The 19,978-nt window shown below is 73.0% G+C and carries 17 protein-coding genes and 1 pseudogene; 11 read left to right on the forward strand and 7 right to left on the reverse strand.

All coding sequences use genetic code 11. The features are described from left to right. Window positions 1–205 precede the first annotated feature (205 nt). Window positions 206–1,429, reverse strand: a pseudogene (locus AC061S_RS40105) (DUF6777 domain-containing protein); the annotation flags it as partial. A gap of 314 nt (window positions 1,430–1,743) precedes the next feature. Here AC061S_RS40105 and AC061S_RS40110 point away from each other — a divergent pair. Beyond that, window positions 1,744–3,054, forward strand: a complete 1,311-nt coding sequence (locus tag AC061S_RS40110; RefSeq protein WP_478690802.1) for a streptophobe family protein — start codon at window positions 1,744–1,746, stop codon at window positions 3,052–3,054. 109 nt (window positions 3,055–3,163) lie between these two features. Then, window positions 3,164–3,550, forward strand: coding sequence for a hypothetical protein (locus AC061S_RS40115; RefSeq protein ID WP_478690803.1), 387 nt, complete (start codon window positions 3,164–3,166; stop codon window positions 3,548–3,550). Between the two features lie 46 nt (window positions 3,551–3,596). On the opposite strand, the gene AC061S_RS40120 is transcribed toward AC061S_RS40115, so the two are convergent. Genes AC061S_RS40120 through AC061S_RS40130 form a run of 3 tightly spaced genes read right to left on the reverse strand, consistent with a single transcriptional unit; the run spans window position 3,597 to window position 7,554 of the window. Next, window positions 3,597–4,583: a serine/threonine-protein kinase gene (locus tag AC061S_RS40120; RefSeq protein ID WP_478690804.1), complete on the reverse strand. Its 987-nt coding sequence runs from the start codon at window positions 4,581–4,583 to the stop codon at window positions 3,597–3,599. Next, window positions 4,583–5,200: a hypothetical protein gene (locus tag AC061S_RS40125; RefSeq protein WP_478690805.1), complete on the reverse strand. Its 618-nt coding sequence runs from the start codon at window positions 5,198–5,200 to the stop codon at window positions 4,583–4,585. The genes AC061S_RS40120 and AC061S_RS40125 overlap by 1 nt, the downstream gene beginning before the upstream one ends. A 5-nt stretch (window positions 5,201–5,205) precedes the next feature. Next, entirely contained in the window at window positions 5,206–7,554 is a 2,349-nt protein-coding gene (locus tag AC061S_RS40130; protein ID WP_478690806.1) for an ABC transporter ATP-binding protein/permease, read from the reverse strand. A 203-nt stretch (window positions 7,555–7,757) separates the two neighbouring features. Between AC061S_RS40130 and AC061S_RS40135 the strand changes: the two genes are divergently transcribed. The 8 genes from AC061S_RS40135 (at window position 7,758) to AC061S_RS40170 (ending at window position 16,034) form a co-directional block, all read left to right on the forward strand. Beyond that, the gene (locus AC061S_RS40135; protein ID WP_478690807.1) at window positions 7,758–8,816 is read left to right on the forward strand and encodes a cation diffusion facilitator family transporter; all 1,059 of its coding nucleotides are present in this window, start codon (window positions 7,758–7,760) and stop codon (window positions 8,814–8,816) included. A gap of 81 nt (window positions 8,817–8,897) precedes the next feature. After that, window positions 8,898–10,271 (forward strand): IS200/IS605 family accessory protein TnpB-related protein, encoded by a 1,374-nt coding sequence (locus AC061S_RS40140; RefSeq protein WP_478690824.1) that lies wholly within the window; start codon window positions 8,898–8,900, stop codon window positions 10,269–10,271. A gap of 19 nt (window positions 10,272–10,290) precedes the next feature. After that, window positions 10,291–10,788, forward strand: coding sequence for an NUDIX hydrolase (locus AC061S_RS40145; protein ID WP_478690808.1), 498 nt, complete (start codon window positions 10,291–10,293; stop codon window positions 10,786–10,788). A 48-nt stretch (window positions 10,789–10,836) separates the two neighbouring features. Then, window positions 10,837–12,093, forward strand: a complete 1,257-nt coding sequence (locus AC061S_RS40150; protein WP_478690825.1) for a Tm-1-like ATP-binding domain-containing protein — start codon at window positions 10,837–10,839, stop codon at window positions 12,091–12,093. A gap of 112 nt (window positions 12,094–12,205) precedes the next feature. Then, window positions 12,206–13,831, forward strand: coding sequence for a serine/threonine-protein kinase (locus AC061S_RS40155; RefSeq protein ID WP_478690809.1), 1,626 nt, complete (start codon window positions 12,206–12,208; stop codon window positions 13,829–13,831). Further along, on the forward strand, window positions 13,828–14,502 hold the full coding sequence (locus AC061S_RS40160) for a hypothetical protein (RefSeq protein WP_478690810.1): 675 nt from the start codon (window positions 13,828–13,830) through the stop codon (window positions 14,500–14,502). The genes AC061S_RS40155 and AC061S_RS40160 overlap by 4 nt, the downstream gene beginning before the upstream one ends. Window positions 14,503–14,649: 147 nt before the next feature. Next, window positions 14,650–15,171 (forward strand): SigE family RNA polymerase sigma factor, encoded by a 522-nt coding sequence (locus tag AC061S_RS40165; protein WP_478690811.1) that lies wholly within the window; start codon window positions 14,650–14,652, stop codon window positions 15,169–15,171. Beyond that, window positions 15,168–16,034 (forward strand): hypothetical protein, encoded by an 867-nt coding sequence (locus AC061S_RS40170; protein WP_478690812.1) that lies wholly within the window; start codon window positions 15,168–15,170, stop codon window positions 16,032–16,034. Before AC061S_RS40165 ends, AC061S_RS40170 begins: the two co-directional genes overlap by 4 nt. A 29-nt stretch (window positions 16,035–16,063) precedes the next feature. On the opposite strand, the gene AC061S_RS40175 is transcribed toward AC061S_RS40170, so the two are convergent. Both AC061S_RS40175 and AC061S_RS40180 read right to left on the reverse strand, forming a co-directional pair. Further along, the gene (locus AC061S_RS40175; RefSeq protein WP_478690813.1) at window positions 16,064–16,381 is read right to left on the reverse strand and encodes a DUF6191 domain-containing protein; all 318 of its coding nucleotides are present in this window, start codon (window positions 16,379–16,381) and stop codon (window positions 16,064–16,066) included. 294 nt (window positions 16,382–16,675) lie between these two features. Continuing rightward, on the reverse strand, window positions 16,676–17,965 hold the full coding sequence (locus AC061S_RS40180; RefSeq protein WP_478690814.1) for an ATP-binding protein: 1,290 nt from the start codon (window positions 17,963–17,965) through the stop codon (window positions 16,676–16,678). Window positions 17,966–18,159: 194 nt separating this feature from the next. Between AC061S_RS40180 and AC061S_RS40185 the strand changes: the two genes are divergently transcribed. Then, complete coding sequence (locus AC061S_RS40185; RefSeq protein WP_478690815.1) at window positions 18,160–19,668, forward strand: glycosyltransferase family 39 protein; 1,509 nt, start codon at window positions 18,160–18,162, stop codon at window positions 19,666–19,668. Window positions 19,669–19,711: 43 nt separating this feature from the next. Here AC061S_RS40185 and AC061S_RS40190 read toward each other — a convergent pair whose 3' ends face one another. After that, window positions 19,712–19,948: a hypothetical protein gene (locus AC061S_RS40190; protein WP_478690816.1), complete on the reverse strand. Its 237-nt coding sequence runs from the start codon at window positions 19,946–19,948 to the stop codon at window positions 19,712–19,714. Window positions 19,949–19,978: the final 30 nt, after the last annotated feature.

A 19,978-nucleotide genomic window follows, 5' to 3' on the forward strand; every position in this document is an offset into this window, starting at 1 on the left:
CCGAGGTCAGCGGCGGGGGCGTGGGCTTCGGCGGTTCGGGCGGGGCCGGAGACTGCGGTTCCACCGAGCTGCGCGCGGGCGACGGCACCACCGCGCTCTTCGAGGGCGACACGGACGGCGTCGGCGACGACGCCCGCCGGTCCGCGGACGGCGAGGTGGAGGCCGACTCTGACTCTGACGCCGACGCAGACTCGGACGGCGACTCGGACGCTGACTCCGAGGGGGACTCCGACCCGGTCACCGACGCCGACACGGACTCCGAAGGCGACTCCGACGGGGACTCGGACGCGGACTCCGAGGGCGACTCGGACGGGGACTCCGAGGCCGATTCCGAAGGCGAGACCGACGGGGACTCCGAGGGCGACTCCGACGGAGACTCCGAAGGCGACTCGGACGGGGACTCGGAAGGCGACACCGACGGGGACGGCGAGGTCGGCGACGGGGAAGTGCCCGTCGGGGACGGCGAAGTGAACGTCGGCGACGGCGGCGGGGTGGTGAAGATCGGGGTCGGGATCACCGGCGGCGGGATCGGCCTGTCGGGCCGGTCGCGGTGGTCGCCCCGGTCGCGCTCGTACCAGCGGCTGTCGCGGTAGTCGTAGATCACGAACTTGTTCACGATGGTCACGGACGGCGCGATGACCACGACCCGCGAGGGCTGGTACGAGGTCCAGGGCTGCCCGAACCGCTTCGGGTTGGCCTGCAGGGCCACCGGCGGCCCGAGCGGGTTTCCGCACGCGCAGCGGACCCGCGGCACCCCGCGGTCGTCCACGAGCACCGCGGTCCCGGCCTGGAGCACGGCCTGGTAGCTGGTGGGGCCGCCGTCCCGGTATCCGTGGTTGGTGACCCGGGTGTCCACCCGGAGCTGGACCGGGGTGAGGGAGCGCAGGTACGTCGGCACGGCCGTCGGCTGGATGCCGAGCGAGGAGGCGAAGGCGGCGTTCTTGGCGGGCTGCGCCGAGAGCACCCGGATCTGCTTCTCGACGTCGCAGCTGGCCACGTTCCTCGCGCCCCCGTACAGCTCGGGCGAGGCGCCGCTGACGCTGCGGGTGGCCGTGGTTCCCGTGGCCGACGGGGCCTTCGACTCGGGCTTCGTCCCCGTCGTCGGGGGCGGCGGGCTCTCGGGCGGGGCCGTGGCCTCCTTGGCGGCGGTGGACTCGGTGAAGGGGTCGGGCCCGGACGCCGCCGCGGGCTGCAGGAAGACCTCGTTGCCCGCGGAGGTGGTGGTGCCCCCGCCGCCGCTGGGCCTGGTCAGTACGACGGCCAGGGTCACGGCGGCGGCGAGGGCGACGATCGTGGTGGCGAGCCGGGGAACGGAGCGCCACCAGGCTTTGCGCGGAGGCTCGGGGGGTCCGGGGGGCACCCCGCTCCCGGAGCCTCCGGGAGGCGCCGGCGGCGGAGGCGGCGGGGGGCCTTCCCGGCCCCCGGACAGGGGCCCGGACGGCGGGCCCGTGGGGCGCCCGGACGAGGACGACGGCGGCTGCGAGGGCGGCTGTGACGGCTGTGACGGCCACGGCGGCTGCTGGCCGGAGGGTTGAGTGGTCACGGGCTCTTCTTCCCAGGCGGAGGGGTTCCGGTCCCCTGTGGACGTTCCGCTGTGGACCCTGCGGACCTCGCTCCACGGACGTTCCGTTATGGAACTTCCGTGGATCATCAGCGGAAATCTCCGGATTTCGTGCACTCCTGGCGACCATTGTGTGCGCCGTCCGGGTGGTGGCCGCAAGCGGAGCTGCCTACGGTGGCAGGGTGAGCCCTACAACGGCACCGGCCGCACGAGCCTGGCGCGACGCCCTCGTCGCGGTCCTGGCAGGCTTCGCGGTCATGGCGGTCGTCGCCTCCGCGGGGCTCGCCCTCGCCGGCGCCGGCGATCTGCCCGACGGCGCGTTCCCGCACGTGGTGGCCGCCGTCGTGCTGATGGCCGCGGGCGGCTCGGTGGACGTGACGGGCGGGGCCGGCTTCCTTGCGGGGGCCGACGCGAGCCTGTCCGTACTCCCCCTCTCCGTCAGCCTGGGCGGCGCACTGACCGCCGGCTGGCTCTTCCTGCGCCCCCTGCACAACCGGGCCGTGGCGGGCACGCGCGAACTGCTCGCCCGCGGCGCCCCCTTGGTGCTCCTCTGGCTGGCGGCGCTGACCGGCGTCGCCCTGCTGTCCCGCCAGAACTTCGCGGTCTCCACCGGCGATTCGATCCTCGGCGACATCGGCGAAGTCCTCGACGCCGGACCGACGGTGGGCTTCGAGGCCGTGATCCCCGCCACCCTCGGCTTCGGACTGCTGTGGATCCTGGGCCTGTTGCTGGTCTCCCTGCTGGTGTCCCGCCGCGCGCCGCTCCCGGCGGGGCTGGTCCGCTTCCACGCGGCGGTGCGGCCGGCGGCGTTCGCCGTGGTCGCGCTGCTCCTCGCGTACGTCGCCGTCGGGATCGGCGTCGGCCTGGTGGTCGCGGGCACCCAGGGGCATGCGGACCGCACCCTGGCGGTGATCCTGCTGGGCCTGCCCAACCTGGTCTGGCCCGCCCTCACGCTCGGCTTCGGCGGGGCCTGGGAGGGCAAGGCCGAGGGGCCGTTCGGGCTGCCCGTACCGCAGGTCCTGGACGAGGTGCTGCGCGCCACGGGCCAGGGCTCCGGCAACGTGTCGGACCTGTCCACCATCGACGTGGCCTCGCTCGCGGAGCGGGACTCCCGGGCGTGGTGGCTGGTCGTGCTGGCCGTCGTCATGCTGCTCGGCGCCGGGGCGCTGGCCGCCGCCCGCTCGCCCGCGCACGTCCGCCCCTGGCAGCACGCCCTCCACCTGGCCGTCGCCCTGGCCCTGGCCACCCTGGTGGTCTGCCTGCTGGCCCGGATCCAGGCCCAGTTCGGCCTCTCCTTGCTGGGCATCGGAGACGTCGACGACCTCAGCGGCGAGGTGGAACTGCGCCCGCTGCTCTGGCGGACGGTCGGCCTCGCCTTCCTCGCGGGCGCGGTGGCGGGCTTCCTCGGCGCCCTGCTCCCCCGCCGCCGCAACGAACCCGGCCGCCGGGCCCCCGCGGACTCCGCCGACTCCGCCGGTCCCGCCGCCCGCTGACCCCGCCGCCCGACCTCGCCGCCCGCCCCGGCCGCCTGTTGCGCCGTTCGAGTGAACAGTCGCACATCGTCTCATCGGGGGATCGTTTCCGCATGACACGCTCGTCTCCGTGAACATGACCAAAGGCCTGTTCCGGCCGCTTCACGCCGCTGGCCTGCTCGCCCTCTCCGCGCTCGCCCTGACCCTCTCCACCGCCCTCCCCACCCAGGCGACCGGCCCCGGCGCCCGCCACCTCTCCGGCGACACCGGACGCAAGGACGGCTCGGCCCAGGCGGTGTCCGTCAGCAGGGTGTTCTGCCCGCGCGGCACGGCCGTGCAGTCCGGCGGCTACTCGACCACCCACTGGGACCACGGCCGCGACGGCACCCTCCGGCACACCGTCCTGGCCTCCCACCCCGTCGTCGACGCGGAGGGCCGCAAAGGCTGGTACGCCTCGGCCGCACACGCCGAGGTCACGGCCCACGTCGTGTGCACGCCCGCCCCCGCCGAGGACTGAAACGGCCACGGGCCCAAGAGCCACACGCCCACACGCCCACACGGCACTAGAACACCGGCAGCGCCCACCTGGGCGGTGGCGGCGGCGGCCCGTCGGAGGCCGCTCGGGCGGGCGGGCGGACGAACGCCACCACGCCGGGGCCGGCGCCCTCCCCCGCACCCGCCCGCCGCAGCGCCCCCGTGAACTCCAGGCAGCTCCCCCAGCGGTCCTCCGGCGCCTTCGCGAGGGCCCGCGCCAGCACCTCGTCCACCCCGGCCGGCAGGCCCTCCCGCCGCGAGGACACCGCGGGCGGCGGATCGTACTGGTGGGCCCAGAGCAGCGCCATGTCGTCGTCGCGCTGGAACGGCGGGCCGCCGGCCAGGGTTTCGTAGACCACGCACCCCAGGCTGTAGACGTCGCACCGGCCGTCGACCGGTTTCCCGGCGATCTGCTCGGGCGCCACGTAGTCCAGGGTTCCGACGAACTGCCCGACGCTCGTGAACCCGGTCAGCGACAGCGATTTCTTCGTCAGCCCGAAGTCCGTCAGGTAGACGTGCTCCGGGTGTTCGCTGTCCGTGCCCCCGGCGACCAGGATGTTGCCGGGTTTCACGTCCCGGTGCACCAGGTCGTGTGCGTGCGCCGCGTCCAGCGCCGAGGCGACCTGGCCGGCGATCCGGGCCGCCGCCTCCACGGGCAGCGGGCCCGTCCGGTCCAGCATGGCCCGCAGGTCCTGGCCGGCCACGTACCGCATGGCGATGTACAGCATCCCGTCGGTCTCCCCCGCCTCGAAGACGGGCACGATGTGCGGGTGGTCGATGGCCGCCGCCACCTTCGACTCGTGCGCGAACCGCTGCCGGAAGGTGTCGTTGCGCGCCAGTTCGGGTGCGAGCAGCTTCAGCGCGACCGTCCGGTCCAGCCGTACGTCGTGCGCGCGGTAGACCACCGCCATCCCGCCGCGCCCGATCTCGGCCTCCACCACGTACCCGGCGATCCGCCGCCCCCGCAGGTCGGATTCACGCCCGCGGAACGGCTCCGCACCCGGATCGGAGCCCATCAGCCCGCCTCCGGCCCGGGCAGCTCCACGATCTTCGTGGGCTCGTGCGGAACATCTCGTACGTCGCCACCGCCCTCGGTGTCGGATTCCTCCGGCGGCGTCTCCCCCGCGAGCGGGGCACCGGGTCCCGCGACGACCGCGTAGGTGGCCAGCCGGCTCCCGTCCCCGTACATCCACCGTCCCGCCGTCTCGTCGTAGAGCCACACGGACTCCCCGTCGACGACGACTCCGACGCGCAGTCCCCGCAGGGACCGCCGGAAGGATTCGGGATCGATCCGCCCGGCCGCGAGATCGGTGACGGCCCGCCGGTAGCGCTCCAGTTCCTCGGCGCAGCGGGTGAGCAGCGGCTGCGGGTCCTCGACACGGGTCAGCGGGCGCCCGCCGGTCGGCGGGGGCTGCGGCACGGCGAGCAGCAGGCGGCCGTCCACCCAGGCGGACCACCCGTTGGCACACAGGATCTCCCCCCATTCCCCGCGTCGGGAGAGCAGCCGGACCGGGAGGAAGGCGTCGAGCGGCACCGTCGGGCGGGACAGGTCCGGGGTCTCCCACGCGGGCAGGCCGTCCTGCGGGACGATGTGGGTGGGCCGGAAGTCCGCGGCTTGGCCGGGGCTGGTCATCGCGGCTACTTCCGCATGATGGCCGGCTCGTGGCGCCGCAGCACCCGGCCCACCAGCACGCCGAACAGCACGGACAGGGCGGCCAGCATCCCCACCTCCATGAGCCACAGGCCGGGCTTGTGGTCGAACAGCGGATCCTGGGTGATCTTGCCGGGCACGATGGCGCCGAGGTCGATGGTGGCCGACATCGCGCCCATGGCCCAGCGGGCCGGCACGAACCAGGCGAACTGTTCGATGACGGGGACCCCGGTGAGTTTCAGCAGGGAGCCGCAGAAGACGACCTGCACGATGGTGAGCAGGACCAGCAGCGGCATGGTGACCTCTTCCTTGGACACCAGGGCGGAGATCAGCAGTCCGAGCACCATGGCGGTGACGGACAGCAGGGCGACGACGAAGGTGATCTCGATGAGCGGGGGCAGGAAGAGCCCTTTGCCGCCGGGGGCGTTGGTCTTGACTCCGGCGAGGCCGACCAGGGTGAGGACCACCGCCTGGGCGACGGTGACGGCGCCGAGGACCACCACCTTGGACATCAGGTAGGCGGACCGGGAGAGCCCCACGGCGCGTTCGCGCTGGTAGATGACGCGTTCCTTGACCAGTTCGCGGACGGCGTTGGCGGCTCCGGTCAGGACTCCGCCCACGCACAGGATGAAGAGGGCGTTGAGGGCCGTCTCCGCGGTGAGTTCGCTGCCGGCCAGGGCGCGGGCCATGGCGCCCATGACGAACGGCAGGGCGACCATGATGATCAGGAAGGTGCGGTCGGCGCTGAGCACGGCGGCGTAGCGGCGGATCAGGGTGGAGAGCTGCGAGCCCCAGCTCTGCGCCTTGGGCGGCGGCTTCGGCGGGACGCCCGCGGCCCGTTCGCCGGCCCCCGCGAGCGGGACCCGGCCGGCGGCTTCGACGTAGCGGCGGTACAGCGGCGAGGCCCGGTGCTCCCCGGCCCAGTCGCGCTCGCGCTCGTTCTCGAAGGCTTCGAAGGCCTCGGGCCACTGGTCGAAGCCGAAGAAGCCGAGCGCCTCGTCGGGCGGTCCGTAGTACGCGATGCGGCCGCCGGGCGCGAGCACCAGGAGGCGGTCGCAGACGCTCAGGTTGAGCACGCTGTGGGTGACGACGATGACCGTGCGGCCGTCGTCGGCGAGGCCGCGCAGCATGTTCATCACCGAGCGGTCCATGCCCGGGTCGAGCCCGGAGGTGGGCTCGTCCAGGAAGAGCAGGGAGGGCTTGGTCAGCAGTTCCAGCGCGACGGAGACCCGTTTGCGCTGGCCGCCGGAGAGGCTGTGGATGGGCTGGTCGGCGCGCTGCTGGAGGCCGAGTTCACCGATCACCTCGTCGACCCGGGCCTCGCGTTCGGCCTTGGCGGTGTCCTGGGGGAAGCGCAGCTCGGCGGCGTAGGTGAGGGCGCGCCGGACGGTGAGCTGTGCGTGCAGGATGTCGTCCTGCGGGACGAGGCCGATGCGGCTGCGCAGTTCGGCGTAGTCCCGGTAGAGGTCGCGGCCGTCGTAGAGGACGGTGCCGTGGTCGGCGGGGCGCAGGCCGGTGAGTGCGCCGAGCAGGGTGGACTTGCCGGCGCCGCTGGGGCCCACCACCGCGAGCAGGGAGGTGGCGCCGACGGGGAAGGAGACGTGGTCGAGGAGGGTCTTGCGGCCGTGGTCGACGGCCACGCCGAGGTCCTGGACGTCGAGGGAGACCTCGCCGGTGTCCACGTACTCCTGCAGCTGGTCGCCGACCAGGCAGAAGGCGGAGTGGCCGATGCCGACGATGTCGCCCTCGCCGATGGCGGCGGCCCCGGCGAGGCGGGCACCGTTGAGGTAGGTGCCGTTGTGGCTGCCGAGGTCGGCGATCTCGTACCGGCCGTCGGGGCGGGTGCGCAGTTCGGCGTGGTGGCGGGAGACCACGAGGTCGTCGATGACGAGGTCGTTGTCGGGGGCTCGGCCGATGCGGACGGCGGCCCGGTCGGCCAGCGGGCGGACCGAGGTCGGCCGCCGGAAGGTGCTGGTCATGTCGGGGCGGGAGACCGAGGCGGGGCCGGATACGGCGGCGGGTTCGGCGAAGCGCACGCGCGGGCCGTCGGCGGCGCTGCCGAAGCGCAGTTCGCTGCCGACGCCGACCGCCCACTCGCGGACGCGGTGGCCGTCGACCCACGTGCCGTTGGTGCTGTCCTCGTCCTCCACGGTCCAGTGGTCGCCTTCCGGGCGCAGCACCGCGTGGTGCCAGGAGACGCGGGCGTCGTCGAGGCAGATCTCGCAGAGGGGGTCCCGGCCGACGTGGTACGTCCGGCGCGGGCTCATCGCGGTGGAACCCCTGTCCGTTTCCAGGAGGAGCTCTGGCGCGGTCGGCACACCGGGGCGCTGGACCATGGGGCGATTTTCCCACGATCCGGCGCGCCCGGCATAACCGCAGGTCAGAGCCGCCTTATGGGTAATGACAACGGTCCCCGTTGCAGCCTTTGCCCATCGCCCCGAGGTGCGCTTCACTTCAGGCGACACGCATGTCGGCGAGGAGAAGCAGCCGGAAGCGGAATCCACGCGCAAGCGATACACCACGAGTCACGGGGGACACCATGAGCGCGCACGACCATGCGCCGCACGACCACGACACCGTCCACGAGGGCAACGGCGGTCACAGCGGTCACGAGGGGCCCGGTCACGGTCACGCGGGCCACAGCCACGGGGTCGCCGCCGACGCCGACCGGCGCTGGCTCGGCATCGCCCTCGGCCTGATCACGGGCTTCATGGCCATCGAGGTGGTCATCGGCGTCCTGGCGCACTCCCTGGCCCTGATCTCCGACGCCGCGCACATGCTGACGGACGCCGTCTCGATCGTCCTCGCGCTGATCGCGATGCGGCTGGCCGCCCGGCCGGCCCGCGGAGGTTTCACGTACGGCCTCAAGCGCGCGGAGATACTCTCCGCGCAGGCCAACGGCCTCACGCTGCTGCTGCTGGCGGTCTGGCTGGCGTACGAAGCCGTACGGCGGCTGCTCGATCCGCCTCCCGTGGAGGGCGGGCTGGTGCTGGTGACGGCGCTCGCGGGCATCGTCGTCAACATCGTGGCGGCCTGGTGCATCTCGAAGGCGAACCGCACCTCCCTGGCCGTGGAGGGCGCCTACCAGCACATCCTGAACGACCTGTTCGCCTTCATCGGCACCGCCGTCGCCGGTCTGATCGTGCTCACCACCGGCTTCCGGCAGGCCGACTCGATCGCCTCGCTCGTCGTGGTCGTCCTGATGGTCAAGGCGGGCTACGGGCTGGTCCGCGAGTCCGGCCGGATCCTGCTGGAGGCCGCCCCGGCCCACGTGGACCCGGACGCGGTCGGCGACCGCCTGGTCGGGCAGCCCCCGGTCACCGAGGTCCACGACCTGCACATCTGGACCATCACCTCCGGGCAGGCCGCCCTGTCCGCGCACGTGCTGGTGGCCCCGGAGGGCGACTGCCACGCCGTGCGCCGGGACCTGGAGGCCCTGCTGGCGAAGGAGTACGGGATCACGCACACCACCCTCCAGGTGGACCACGCCCAGGACTCCCTGCTGACGGTCGGCCGGCCCGGCGAGGACCGGGCCGCCGACACGCACTGCGCGGACGCCCACGGCCCGGTCCACCGCCAGGGTCCGCACGACCACTGACGCGCCCACTGGCACGACTGCTGAGGGGCACCCGGACGAGGTAGGGACCTGCTGGTTCTCTAGTCCACTCTCTTGTGAGTGATGGTCCATGTGGGTGTGTGTCGATACGGTCGTCTGTATGGATCTCTGGCGTCCCGCGACCTCAAGCAGCGGTGCGCGGACGGCCCCGACCACTCCACCGACACGTGGGCGGTCCGTAAGCGAAGGCTAACGGGGGAGTCGTCGTCGCGGATCGCCGGGGCGATCACCAAGGCCAGCCACGATCAGTGGGCCCTGGCCCGGCGTTGCCAGGCTGCGCACATCAAGAGCCTGGACGCAGGCATCCGCACACTGCGACACCGCCTCGCCCTCCGGATCGGGAAGAAGGGCACCAAGCGTGCTGTGGGCGGCTACCGCTCCAGGAGCGAGTGGTTCAACAAGTCCCGGCGTCTTGCGGCTCTGGAAGAGCGGCATGCGGCTGGTGTGGCCGATTGGCGAGCGGGCCGGGTCCGGGTGGTTCGGGGTGGGAAGCGGCTGGCGAATACCCGGCACCATCTGGCCGCGGCCGAGCTAACCGAGGAGCAGTGGCGTGCCCGGTGGGAAGCCGAACGCTGGTTTCTCTCCGCTGACGGCGAGTCCGGGAAGCCGTTCGGGAACGAAACGATCCGGGTCACCCCCGACGGTGAGATCAGCATCAAGCTGCCTAGCCCGCTCGCACATCTGGCGAACGCCAAGCACGGCCGGTACGTCCTGACCTGCCGGATCTCGTTCGCGCACCGGGGCGCGGAATGGGCCGACCGCATCGAAGCGAATCGGGCCGTGGCCTACCACATCCACCTGGATGCCGCACGAGGCCGCTGGTACCTGACCGCCTCCTGGCAACGCCCCGCCGTCCAGACGCTCCCCCTCACCGCTGCCCGTACGAACAGCGTGGTCGGTGTCGATACCAACGCCGACCACTTCGCCGCCTACCGGCTCGACCCGCACGGGAATCCGGTCGGCGATCCGCACCGCTTCCCCTACGACCTCACCGGATCGGCCGACCACCGCGACACGCAGATCCGCCATGCCATCACCCAGCTACTGCACTGGGCGAAGAACACCGGCGTCGAGGCCATCGCGATCGAGGACCTGGACTTCACTTCTGAGAAGACACGGGAGAAGCACGGCAGCAGGAAGCGGTTCCGGCAGCTCATCTCCGGCATCGCGATCGGACGACGCACCCTCGGACACCCGATCCGACGACGGACGGCACCGCCCCCGCACGACCAGAGCGATCGTGTGGGGCATCGGACCGCCCAGGCCGCAACGGGTGCCAGAGGGCGTGAGGGAAACCGCCCACCTGCAACGGACCACGTCCCCGGAGACGTGCCGCCGAGTGGGAAGAGAACGCGGGGACCCAGCGCATCCAAAACCGTTCGGGATGCGCCCAGTCAGCATGAACGGGTCCCATACTCACTCATGCACACTGGCTAGGAACGGTAGGGATGGGTCCATGACCGCGAAGCGCAGCGCCGGACTCCTCTTGTTCAGGCAGCCCGGCACAACAGACGCCACCCCCTCCCCCTCATCCATCGAGGTACTGCTGGGCCACATGGGCGGTCCGCTCTGGGCGCGCCGCGACGCGGGTGCCTGGTCGATCCCGAAGGGCGAGTACGGCCCCGAGGAGTGCGCGCGTGATGCGGCCCGCCGGGAGTTCGAGGAGGAGATCGGGCTGCCGCCGCCGGAGGGTCCGTACCTGCCGCTGGGCGAGGTGCGGATGATCGGCGGGAAGCTGGTGACGATCTGGGCGGTACGGGGGGACCTGGATCCGGCCCTCGCGGTGCCCGGCACCTTCACCATGGAGTGGCCGCCGAAATCGGGGCGGACGGCGGAGTTCCCCGAGCTGGACCGGGTGGAGTGGTTCGCTCCCCAGGTGGCCAGAACCAAGCTGGTGGTGTCTCAGATTCCTTTCCTGGAAAGGCTGTTGGACGTAGTGAAGAACGAGGATTGACCTCGCCTTCACTTGCCAACAAACCCCACTTGCATGGACATTGCACATATGACGAACGTCGTGCTGGTGGGAACCCTCGACACCAAGGGTGTGGAGTACGGCTGGTTGCGCGAGAAGCTGCTGCGCGCCGGCGTCGAAGTGATCACGGTCGACACAGGAATCATGAACGAGCCCCGGGTGCCCGCCGACGTACCGCGCGAAGCGGTGGCGCGGGCCGCGGGAACGGAACTGTCCGAGCTGCGTGCGGCCGCCGACCGGGGCGCGGCCGTCACCACGATGGCCCGGGGCGCCGAAGCGACCCTGTTACGCCTGCACGCCGAAGGCCGGCTGCACGGAGTCCTCGCGATCGGCGGCAGCGGCGGGACCTCCATCGCCACCCGGGCGATGCGCGCACTGCCGCTCGGCGTTCCGAAGGTGATGGTCTCCTCGATGGCGTCCGGGGACGTGGCCCCGTACGTCGGATCGGCGGACATCACCATGATGTACAGCGTCGTGGACATCGCGGGGATCAACAGCGTCTCCGCCCCGGTCCTGGCCAATGCCGTCGCGGCCGTCGTCGGGATGGCCGAGGCCTTCGCGCGCTCCGCGATGGAGCTGCACCGGCCGGCCCCGCTGGGCTCGGGGCCCCGGCCGCTGATCGCGGCGAGCATGGCGGGCGTGACCACGACGGGCGTGGACGCGGCCCGGGAACGCCTCACCGAACTCGGCTACGAGGTACTGGTCTTCCACGTCAGCGGCACCGGCGGCCGGACCCTGGAGACCCTGGCCGGCCAGGGAATCTTCGCCGGCGTCCTCGACCTCACCCTCAGCGAGCTCGCCGACGACCTGTGCGGCGGCATCCTGACCGCCGGGCCCGACCGGCTCAGCGCCGCCGGGCGGGCCGGGATCCCGCAGGTGGTGAGCCTGGGGGCGCTGGACATGGTGAAGTTCGGCCCGCTGGAGAGCCTGCCCGAACGGGTCCGCCACCGGCGGATCCACGTCCACAACCCCTCGATCACGGTCATCCGTACGACCGGGGCCGAGTGCGCGGAACTCGGCCGCCGGGTCGCCGCCAAACTCCGTGCGGCCACCGGCCCCACGGCCGTCTGCATACCCCTGCGCGGACTGTCCACGCTCGGCGCCCCCGGCGGGCCCTACCATGACCCCGACGCCGATCGGGCGCTGTTCTCGGCGCTGCGCGACGGGCTGCGGGGCAGTGCCGCCCGGATCCACGACCACGACACCCACATCAACGATCCGGACTTCGGGCGGGCGGCGGCCGACCGGCTGCACTCCATGATCGGGGCGCGGGCCGCGGCGGCCTGACCCGGGCTCCCCGACAGGGAACCGGCCGTGGCGGAAACGTGTCCCAGGTGGTGGCCGGTCCCCTGGAAGGAGCGGCTCCGGGGCGCGGTCACGCCACGGCAAGGGGGAAGGCATGAACGGCGTGTGGTCGGTTCCCGGTTACGCGGAGGTCCGCGAGCTCGGTTCGGGCGCCAGCGGCCGCGTGGTCCTCGCGGTCCACGAGGGCACCGGCACGGCCGTCGCGGTGAAGTACCTGAACGACCGGATGCTCGAAAACCCGGTCTTCGTCCGGGAGTTCCGGGCGGAGGCCCAGCTGCTCGGCGCCCTGCGCTCCCCGTACGTGGTCGGGCTGTACGAGTATGTCGAGGCGCCCGGCGGGGCCGCCATCGTCATGGAGCTCGTGGACGGCATCCCGCTGAACGCCCTGCTCAAGCAGTGCGGGCGGACCGGACCGGAAGCGGCGCTGGTGCTGCTGAAGGGCTCCCTGCTGGGGCTGGCCGACGCCCACCGGGCCGGTGTGGTCCACCGGGACTACAAGCCGGCGAACGTCCTGGTCGCGGCCGACGGCACCTCCAAACTGGTGGACTTCGGGATCGCCACCCCCCTGGGCACCACGCCCGGGGCGGCCGGTACGCCCGCGTACATGGCTCCGGAGCAGTGGCAGGGCCGGCCCGCCTCGCCCGAGGCCGACGTGTACGCGGCGACGGCGACCTTCTTCGAATGCCTGACGGGCCGCAAGCCCTACGACGGGCAGAACTTCGCGGAGCTCGCGGTCCAGCACATCGAGGCCCCGGTCCCGGAGACCGAGGCACCCGAGCCGGTCCGCCCGCTGATCCGGCGGGGACTGGCGAAGGCTCCCGAACAACGGCCCGAGGACGCCGACGCGTTCGTCACGGAACTGGAGGCCGTGGCCCTGGCGGCGTACGGGCCCCAGTGGGAGGAGCGCGGACAGCGCAAGCTGGCCGCGCTGGCGGCCCTGCTGCCGCTGCTGTTCCCCTCCGCGGGCGCCCCGGCGCAGGGCGTCACCGCGCTGGCCACGACGGTCCTGCCGGCGCCGCCCGCGCCCTGGACCCCGGGCCGACGCGGCCTGCTCGCGGCCGGGGCGGCGCTCGTGCTCGGCCTGGTGACCGTACTCGGCTACCAGGCGATGGGCTCGGAGCCGGGCGGCGCGAAGGCGCTGAACGCGTTCGCGACGTCGAGCGCCTCGGCGCCGGGCCCGGCCGACCCGGCGCCCGCACCGACCCTGTCGGCCTCACCGACGCCGACGCCGACGCCGTCCGTGTCAGCGTCGGCATCCGCGTCGCCGTCGGCCGACCCGAGTCCGAGCTACCCGACGCCGCCCCCGACCGCTACGCCGACACCGAAGCCGACCTGGACGGTGACCAAGCCGCCGGCCCCGTCCGCGACCCCCACGCCGACCCCGACCCCGAAGGTCAAGATCTCCGCGGTGAACGTCACCTCCTTCCGGCAGACGGCCCCCGGTACCACCGAGGCCTCCTTCTCCGTCGACAGCGACGGCGCGGGCCCGTACACCCTGGTCGTCGAGTGGTTCACCGGTGACGACAAGGGCGCCCTGACCGTCCCCGCCGGGAGCCAGAGCATCGACTTCGGTGCCGGAAGCCCCGGTACGCGGACCCTCGCGCACACCTTCGCGCAGGGCGCCGGCTGCTACTGGAGCGTCCGCGCCACCACCAAACCGGCCGCCGCCAACCAGAGTTCCGTCCAGAGCATCTACATCCGGGGGTGCAAGCCGGCATGAGCGATCCGCACGCCCCGCAGGGCGACGACGACTACAGCGCCACCGTCCTCGGCAGCCACTGGATCACCGGGCCGCCCCAGGGCCCGGAACGGACCGAGCGGCTCGACCACACCGGCGCCGCCGGACGGACCGGCCCGACCGCGCGGTTCGACGTACCGGTCGGGGCCGTGCCGGACCGGGTCGAGGGTTCGGTCCTGCGCTTCGGACCGGGCGTGACGGCCGCGCTGCCCGCACCCTTCCCGCTGTTCCCCGGCCCGGCCCCCCGCCGCCGCCGCCGGAGCGAATGGCGGCGCTACGCCCTGGCCGCCGTGGTCCTGATCGGGGTCCTCTGCTACCTGGGCTGGCAGCGCTACGGCCCGGCCCTGGAGGTCCGGGACGTGGTGGTGACCACCGACGCCAAGGGCCCCGGCTGCGACGGGACCGCCGACGTGGTGGCCGTCGTACGGACCAACGGCCGACCGGGGGTCCTCACCTACCGCTGGCTCCGCAGTGACGGCACCCGCTCGGAGCAGCTCACCGAGCGCGTACCGAGCGGCCGGACCGAGGCCCGGCTCCACCTGCTGTGGACCTTCCAGGGCGCGGGCACCTACCCGGCGAAGGCCGAGCTCGAACTCGTCTCGCCCGCACGGCGGACGGCCGCGGCGGAGTTCGCCTACCGCTGCCGGCCGTAAGGGGCCGGTGCCGCGAGGAAGTAACGGTTGCGTCACGCCCAGAGATCCCGTGCAGCAGTCGGGGAGCAGGCTCCGTCAGGTTCGGCGGAGGAGCCAAGGGGGCTTCGGGAGGGGCGAAGATGCCCAAGAGAAACGGGCCGGGTGGCCATGCGAACCGCTGACGTGCCGGCCTTCACGGCCTTCGTGCAGGCGCGGTCGTCGGCGCTCTTCAGGACCGCGCTGCTGATCACCGGCGAGCGTCATGTGGCCGACGACCTGGTGCAGTCCACGCTGGAGCAGGTGTGCCGGCACTGGCGCCGGGTCCGCTCCGCCGACGCGCCGGAGGCCTACGCCCGGCGGATCCTGGTGAACCTCGCGAACGACCGCTGGCGCAAGCTGCGCGGACGTGCGGAGGTACCGCTGGACGACGGCATCGGGGGCGGGCACGTCGATCCGTACAAGGGCCTCGTGGTCCGCGATGAGTTGATGCGCGAACTGCAGTCCCTTCCGATCGGCATGCGGACCGTCCTGGTGTTGCGGTACTTCGAAGATCTCGACGACGCGGAGATCGGCCGCTTGATGAACATCTCGGCCGGATCGGTCCGGTCCCAGGTGGCCCGGGGCCTGTCGAAGCTCCGGTCGACCGTCGGCACCCACGCACTGCGCACACGTTCGGAGGAGGCGGCATGAAGGACTTCGACCTTGAAGAGGAGCTGGCCGCGGCCATGCTCGACCGCACACGGCAGGAGACGCCGCGCGGCTACGACGTGGACGGCCTCATCGGATCGGTACGGCAGCGCCGTCGGCGGCGCCTGCAGACGGGTGCGGCGGCGGTCGCGGTGTTCGTCGCCCTGGGTGCCGGCTTCGTCTCCCAGGAGGGCGAGGACCGCGCCCCGGCGCCCGTACCGGCGGCGAGTACCGAAATGCCGCCCCCGCCCACGGCCCCGTCGGCCGACCCGGCCCGGACGGCGAACACCCTGTTCCTCTCCGCCCTGCGCTACCAGAACCCGGCCACCCGCTCCGGGGTGGTTCCGGCCGAGGTGGCGGCGCTGTTCGCCGACCAGTCCACGTACCAGCGGATCTGGGGCGCCGACTCCCTCGGTGTGACCTGCGGGGCCGCGGTCGACGGTGTGCTGGCGGCGGGGGAGGTCTTGTTGTACCGGGGGACCGAACGGCTCGACAGGACCCCTTCCCTCACCTTCGACGGGGCCACGGGGAGGGTGACCGACGTGGCCTGCGCGACGATCGCCGGCGGCGGCAAGGCGGGCGACCCCACGGTTTCCGGCTTCTACGGCGGGCTGGTGGCGGCCACCCGGTCCGGTGACCCCACGGCACCGGCGGCGCTCGGGAAGCAGTACGTGACCGAGCACCTCCGCGCCGCCCAGGGCGCGACCGCCGGCACCTGCTCCTCCACCGCACCCCTGTTCTGGCTCGCCGACGACCCCTCGTCCGGAACCCTCACCCACGGCTGGACCGTGAACCTCGGCGGCCACCAGGGCTTCCCGATCGAGATCGACGAGAACGCGAAGATCGCCAGATCCTGCGGCGGCTGACACCGGACCGCAGACTCAGGACCCCGCGGTCACCGTCGAACGCGCGGCACACGGATCACCGCGAGCCCGCCGTCGAGGTCGACGCGGGACCGGGGCGGGGCGCCGTCCTCCTCGTCGTCACGCATGATCAGCGCGCTCTGCCGTTCCTTGAGCTCGTTCTGCTTGCCCGGCGAGAAGCTGGCGTGCAGCTGCTCGAAACCGGTCGAGGACATCTGCCCCTTGCGGCCGTTCCAGCGCCAGGGCAGCAGACCGGCGCGGCCCGCGCGCTCCAGCGCGAGGTCGAGGAAGGCGACGGCGGTGAGCAGCAGCGCCAGCCCCGGGAGGGTCATGAAGACGACGAAGGCCATGGCCCGACCTTAGGGCCTGTCCTCCTTTCGGCCAACGGCCCGAGCCCGCCGCCCCGTCCTTCCGGCCGGGGCGGTCGTGGCCGTGCGGCCGAGGCGCCGGTGCCCCTGTCCCTGGTTGACTCGAATGTGTTGGCGAGGGCATCAGGGATGGCCCTCACGGCACCCTTGCTGCCACGTTCCAGCCGGCGATACACCCCAACGGAACGTGGCCGTCCCGCACGGATGCCAAGTCCGCGCGGGAGGCCCGCAGCCGCTTTGGGGAGTGGCTGCGGGCCGTCTTGCACGGCTCCTTCTTCAGAAGCGGGCGTGCGCGGTGATGTCCGCCGCGAACTCTCCCGTCATCGCCGGGGTCACCGTCGGCCGGCACTGCGCCACCGCCGCCAGGTAGTCCGCCGTACTCGCGCCCAGCTGGGCCGCCGCCGCGCCGCGCGCGCCCACCGCCTCCAGGTCACGCTCGAAGGACACCTGCGCCGCGATCCGCGCCGCGTGCTCGATGTCGGCCGGGGTGAACAGCTCGCTGGCCTCGACCAGCGCCGCCACGTCCACATCGGGACGGCCCGCCGTGTACCGGGACCAGATCGCGGCGCGGGCGCCCGCGTCCGGGGTGCCGATCGGGATCAGGTAGTCGAAGCGGCCGGGGCGCAGGAAGGCCGGATCGAGGGAGCGGATGGAGTTGGTCGCGCAGACCAGCAGCCGTTCGTCGCCCTCCCGGAAGCCGGGTATCAGCTTGAGCAGTTCGTTGGTCACCCCGTGGATCCCGCCGGGCTGGGCGGGCTCGGTGCGCACGGGCGCGATCTCCTCGACCTCGTCGATGAAGACGAGCACCCGTTCCAGCTCGGCGATGCGGGCGAACGCGTCGCGCAGCGCGGCCGCGAGGTTGCCCTCGTCGGCGAGGCGGGAGGGCAGCAGTTCCACGAAGGGCCAGCCGAGCCGGGAGGCGATGGCCCGGGCGAAGGTGGTCTTGCCGGTGCCGGGCGGGCCGAAGAGGGTGATGGCGCGCGGCGGCCGCACCCCGTGCGCGGCGGCCCGCTCGGGCTCGGCGAGGGGCAGCACCACGCGCCGCTCGATGAGGTCCTTCTCCGTCTCCATGCCGGCGACCTTGGCCCACAGGTCGTTCGGCAGGAACCGGCCGCCGAGGTCGTCCAGGAGACCGGCGGCCGGGCCGTGCAGCGGTTCGGTCTTTTCGAAGTAGGCGACGGCGGGCTGGCGGGTGTACCCGGCGTTGAGCAGGCCCTCGCCGAGCAGGTCCTCCTCGGGCAGCACGTACGCGATGCGCCCGACGCGGGCGGCGATGAGCCGCCGCTCCAGCTCCACGAGCAGCGCGCTGGCCAGGCCGCGGCCGCGCCAGCCGGCCGCGATGGCGATGCGCATGACCCAGGCGCGTTCGCCGGTGACGCAGGCGAGGGCGGCGCCGATGGGGACGCCCTGGTGGACGGCGACCACACAGGGCTGCCGGTCGGTGAGGGCGCTGATGCATTCGGCGAGTGAGAAGACCGACTCCTGGCCGAGTTCGGCCGTGGTGTCGATCAGATGGACAACGGCCGCGAGATCGCTCTCGCGGTAGTCGTGGATCAGCCAGTTCACCGGGTACCGCCCCTCGTTCGTGCTCCTGCGTGCCTGCCGCGTGCCTGTTGCGCACCTTGCTGCCGCGAGGCTAGGGGCGGGCGGGCCCCTCGATCACGCTCCGTCGTGCACAACACCCGGTCCGGGAACCCTCCGTATCGTCCATAGACTGGTGGTTTCCGCCCGAACTGATGCCCGAGGATCCGTACGCGTTCATGACTTCCCACATATCCACCGGCATCCGACGGCCGTATCTCGTGTGGCTGCTCCCGGTCCTCTGGACCCTGGCGCTCGGGCTGTGGGGGCTCTCCCGGCAGAAGAGCGTGTGGCGGGACGAGGCGGCGACCTGGCAGGTGGCGGAACGCTCCCCCGGTGAGATCTGGCACCTCCTCGGAAACGTGGACGCGGTCCACGGCCTGTACTACCTGCTGATGCACCTGCTCTTCGAGGTGTTCGGAGCGGGCACGACCACCCTGCGCCTGCCCTCGGTGCTGGCGGTGGCGGTCGCCGCCGGCTGTGTGGCGCTGATCGGGCGCCGGCTGGCGGGCCCGTGGGCGGGGCTGGGCGGCGGGCTGGCCCTCGGGCTGCTGCCGGCCGTGCAGTTCCAGCTCCAGGAGGGCCGGTCGTACGCGCTGATCGCGGGCGGGGCCGGACTGTCGACCCTGCTGCTCGTCTCGCTGATCGCGGCCACCGGAGCCGGGGGTCAGGCGGCCACCGGAGCCGGTCCCGAGCGCCGGACCTGGCCGCGCTGGACGGCGTACGGGGCTCTCGTGCTGGTCTGCGCCCTGCTGAACTGGTTCTCCCTGCTGATCCTGCCCGCCCACGCGGTGACCCTGTGGTGGGTGCAGGCCCGGCGCGGTGTCGTGGCGCCCTGGCTGCTCGCCTCGGCGGCGGCCGTGACGGGGGCGCTGCCGCTGATCCTGTTCAGCCGGACCCAGTCCGGCCAGGTCTCCTGGATACCGCCGCTGACCTGGCACATGATGATCGGCCCGGGCGTCCTGCTGGCGGTCGGCGTGCTGTGCGCGTGGGCGGACCGCCGGAACGGGCCGCGCACCGGCCTCCCGGCCCGCCTGACGGCCGCCTCGGTCGGGCTGCCGCTGCTGGCGGTGCCCCTGCTGGGGCTGGCCGCCGCCTCCCTGGTCCAGCCGCTGTTCCTGGACCGGTACGTGCTGTTCTCCATGCTGGGGCTGGCCCTGCTGATCGGTGCGGCGCTGGGCGCGGCCGTACGGGCCCTCGCGCCCCGGTGTCCGAGGGCGTCGGGCGCGCTCGTGCCGGCCGTGGTCGCCGTCTCGGCGGTGGCGCTGCTGCCCGTGGCCCTGGCCGACAGGTCCCCGGCCAGCCGGGTGGACGACGTACTGGCGGTGGCCGGGGAGGTGTCCGTGCTGAAGCGGGACGGCGACGCGGTGCTCTTCGTCCCGGCGGCCCGGCGGGACACCGCACTGGTCTCGCCCGGGTCGTTCGCCGGCCTGAAGGACATCGCGCTGGCCCTCGGCCCCGCGGAGTCGGGCACCCTCAAGGGCGAGGAGACCACCCCGGCACGGATCTCGGCGGCCCTGCGGGAGCAGCGGCGGGTCCTCCTGGTGACGGACTCGCGGAAGGTGGCGAAGCCCTCGGGCTCCCCGGCGGACCGGGCGAAGGCGGCCGTCCTGCGGGCGGAGTTCACCGTGGTGGAGGACCGGGAGGTCCGCGGCCGCCGGGTGACGGTGTACGAACGGCGCGGTTGACGCCGGAGCGCCTGTCCGGCCATTCGGCCATTCGGCTATCCGGCTATCCGGCTATCCGTCCGCCGGCTTGCGGTCCACCGGGGTGGGGACCTCGATGGGGGGGCCGCCGCGGCGGCGCGGGCCGGACCACGGCGCCGGGACGGTACGGGGCGCGGATCAGGACGCGCACGATCCGCGGCAGCTTCGAGCGCATGGCCCCGGGCGTCACCAGGGCCTGGGTGGCCGAGACGAACGTGCCGAGGACCACGAGGAACCCGGCGGCCGAGCCGAGTACCCGCACGCTGCGCCCTCCGCCTCGGGGTGACCGGCT

It is taken from the genome of Streptomyces sp. CA189, assembly GCF_056428985.1.